At 64.6% G+C, this 3,224-nt stretch carries 3 protein-coding genes; 2 read left to right on the top strand and 1 reads right to left on the bottom strand.

The genetic code is table 11. From position 1 onward, the window contains the following. Positions 1-133: VOC family protein (locus tag VFZ66_01875; GenBank protein HEX6287903.1), on the bottom strand; the 133-nt coding region annotated here is incomplete at its 3' end. 394 nt (positions 134-527) lie between these two features. On the opposite strand from VFZ66_01875, the gene VFZ66_01870 reads away from it, so the two are divergent. Both VFZ66_01870 and VFZ66_01865 read left to right on the top strand, forming a co-directional pair. After that, positions 528-2,294 carry a monovalent cation:proton antiporter-2 (CPA2) family protein gene (locus VFZ66_01870; GenBank protein HEX6287902.1) on the top strand — a complete coding sequence of 589 codons (1,767 nt, stop codon included), beginning with the start codon at positions 528-530 and terminating at the stop codon, positions 2,292-2,294. 40 nt (positions 2,295-2,334) lie between these two features. Continuing rightward, positions 2,335-3,224, top strand: an 890-nt coding sequence (locus VFZ66_01865) for a DUF5996 family protein (GenBank protein ID HEX6287901.1), incomplete at its 3' end; no start/stop codon positions are given.

Genomic DNA, 3,224 nt, shown 5'->3' with positions numbered 1-3,224 from the left:
CGCTCGGATCGTCGAAGTTAACCGTCTTCTTGATGAAGCGCAGCCCCAGGACATTGGCATAGAAGTTCAGGTTGCGCTGGGCGTTGCCGCTGATCACGGTGATATGGTGAAGGCCGCTGATGGTGCCGGTCACGGAGTTCCTCCTGCAAGATCCTACGTCTGGGATGGCGGTCGGCAATTAGCCCTGGCGAACGTTGGTGAGCCAAGATTGTAGAGGACAGGTTGGAGTCGTGAGTGGGGCTGGGAGGAGATGTAGGGCGAGGTCTCCCACTATCTACTCGCACTTCTTCCCCGGACGCTTCATCGAAGAGACCGGGTCGTCCAAGGACATCGACTTCGTCGAGCTCACCGTGCAGGTGCTCTTTTGACCGGCGCCTCGCGAATATCGACAAGCGCAACGATGGCCTGGCGCTGATGGGCGCACTGTGCGCCGGTCTGACGATCGAGAGTTCGCGCGATCGACGATACGTTTAGTGCGTTCGCTCTCGGCCCTCGCGGCAGAAGCATGACGGTTGGGGAGAATGGGGATGGCGATAGGCGAGGGCTCTTTTCTGACCGGTGCCGCGGTCTTTCTCGGCGCCGCCGTGGTCGCGGTGCCGATCTTCAAGCGGCTCGGCCTCGGCTCGGTGATCGGCTATCTGGTGGCGGGCGCGGCGATCGGGCCCTTTGGCCTGGCCCTCATCGAGGATGCGGAGGAGGTGCTGCATTTCGCCGAGTTCGGCGTGGTGCTGCTCCTGTTCATCATCGGGCTCGAGCTGAAGCCCTCGCGTCTTTGGGTGATGCGGCGCGACATCTTCGGGCTCGGTCTCTCGCAAGTGATCGTCACCGGTGCCGTGCTCACGGCGCTGCTCGTTGCCGTAGGCCTGGCGATGCGACCGGCGCTTGTCGCCGGCCTCGGCCTGGCCCTGTCCTCCACGGCCTTCGCGCTTCAGATCCTCGAGGAGAAAGGAACGCTCAACAGCCCCTACGGCAACAGAGCATTCGCCATCCTGCTGTTCCAGGACCTGGCCATCGTGCCGCTGCTGGCACTGGTCGCGCTGCTCGGCCCCGGCGCTACAGGCGAGGCGAGCAATCCCTGGCTCGAGGCCGGCAAGATCATCGGCGTGATCGCGGCCGTGGTGATCGTCGGCCGCTACCTGCTCCGGCCCGTCTTCCGGATCATCGCGCTGACGCGCGCCCGCGAGGTCTTCACCGCAGCGGCGCTCCTGCTGGTGGTCGGCACGGCCTTGATCATGGCGGGCGTCGGGCTGTCCATGGCCATGGGCGCTTTTCTCGCCGGCGTGCTGCTGGCCGATTCCGAGTACCGGCATCAGCTGGAAGCCGACATCGAGCCGTTCCGTGGCTTGCTCCTGGGCCTCTTCTTCATCGCCGTTGGCATGTCGGTAGACTGGCTGCTCGTGCTGGACAACATCCTGACCGTGCTCGCCGGCGTGATCGGCTTGCTGCTCGTCAAGGCCCTGCTGATCTACGGCCTCTGTCGTCTGTTCGGTGTCGGAGATCGGGATGCGCAGCGGGTCGCCGTGACCATCCCCCAGGGCGGCGAGTTCGCGTTCGTCCTGTTCAGCGCCGCCGCTGGTGCTGCGGTCATGGCCGCCGAAGTCGCGAATCTGCTGGTCGCCGTCGTCACGTTGTCGATGGCGGCAACGCCGCTCGTGGGTACCCTCTATGAGGTTGCAGTGGCGCGCCTCACCAGCACCACCGCCGACGTCGAGGACGTGTCGCGGGCCGAGCAGAAGAGCGTGATCATCACCGGCTTCGGGCGCGTCGGGCAGATCGTGGCGCAGCTCATGCATGCGCAGGGCATCGGCATCACCGCCGTCGATCACGATCCCGAGCGTATCCAGATCGCCGAGAAATATTGCAACAAGGTCTATTTTGGCGATGTGCGCCGTGCCGACGTGCTCGCCGCAGCCGGTGCCGGCAAAGCGCGGCTGATCTTCATCTGCGTCGACGATCCCGAAGCCTGCAACGCCGGGATCAGCCACGTCCGGGCGGCATTCCCCAAGGCGCAAATCCTTGCCCGCGCTTTCGATCGTAATCACGTGCTGCAGCTGATGCAGATGGACGTCGACTACTTCCTGCGCGAGACCTTCGAGTCGAGCGTGGCGATGGGCAAGGAGGGCCTGCGGCGTCTTGGCCTCGATCCGGCCAAGGTGGAGGATATCGAGCAGGAATTCCGGCGCCGCGATCAGGAGCGGCTCTCGATCCAGCAGGCCGAAGGTGAGTTCGCCGGCGTCGAGAAAGTCTTCGCCCGCTACGACGAGGCCGCATCGCAGAAGCGATCGAACCCCTGAGCGCTACCTATCCAGATGCTCACAGAGGAGACACGGGATCATGACCACGCCACGCAACAGCGCGCAGGCTGAACTATGGCCTGCCTTGCCCTATGAGGATTGGAAAGACACCTGCACCACGCTGCACCTGTGGACGCAGATCGTCGGCAAGGTCCGGCTGGCCCAGACGCCGTGGGCCAACCATTCGTGGCACGTCACCCTTTATGTCACGCCGCGTGGCCTGACCACCTCCCCGATCCCGTACGACGGACGCGCGTTTCAGATCGATTTCGACTTCATCAATCATGCGCTGCTCATCCGGACGAGCGATGGCGGCGAGAAACGCATGCCGCTCGCTCCCAAGCCGGTCGCCGACTTCCACGACCAGCTCATGGCTGCGCTCGCCGAGCTTGAGATCCGGGTTCGGATCCACGGAAGCCCCAATGAGCGACCTAACCCGATCCCGTTCCGCGAGGATCGCGAGCACGCCGCCTATGACCCGGACTATGCGCAGCGCTTCTGGCGCGTGCTCGTCCAGGCGGATCGGGTGTTCAAGCAGTTCCGCACGGGTTTCCTCGGCAAGGTCAGCCCGGTTCACTTCTTCTGGGGCAGCTTTGATCACGCGGTGACGCGCTTTTCCGGTCGCAAAGCGCCGCTGCACCCTGGAGGGGTGCCCAGTCTGCCGGATTCCGTCACCCGCGAGGCGTATTCGCACGAGGTGAGCAGTGCCGGCTTCTGGCCGGGCGGCGGCGCGATCGACTATCCGGCGTTCTATTCCTACGCCTACCCCATACCCGAAGGTTTCGCCGCGGCGCCGGTGCGGCCGGAGGCGGCGTTCTTCCATCAGGCGATGGGCGAGTTCATCCTGCCCTATGATGCCGTCCGGGACGCTGATGCGCCGGACGAAGTGCTGCTGGACTTCCTACAGACCACCTATGAGGCGGCGGCGAA

It is taken from the genome of Herpetosiphonaceae bacterium, assembly GCA_036374795.1.
Classification (GTDB): Bacteria; Chloroflexota; Chloroflexia; order Chloroflexales; family Kallotenuaceae; genus LB3-1.
Note: the sequence above shows the minus strand (reverse complement) of the source record. Positions and strands in the feature narration are given on the sequence as shown.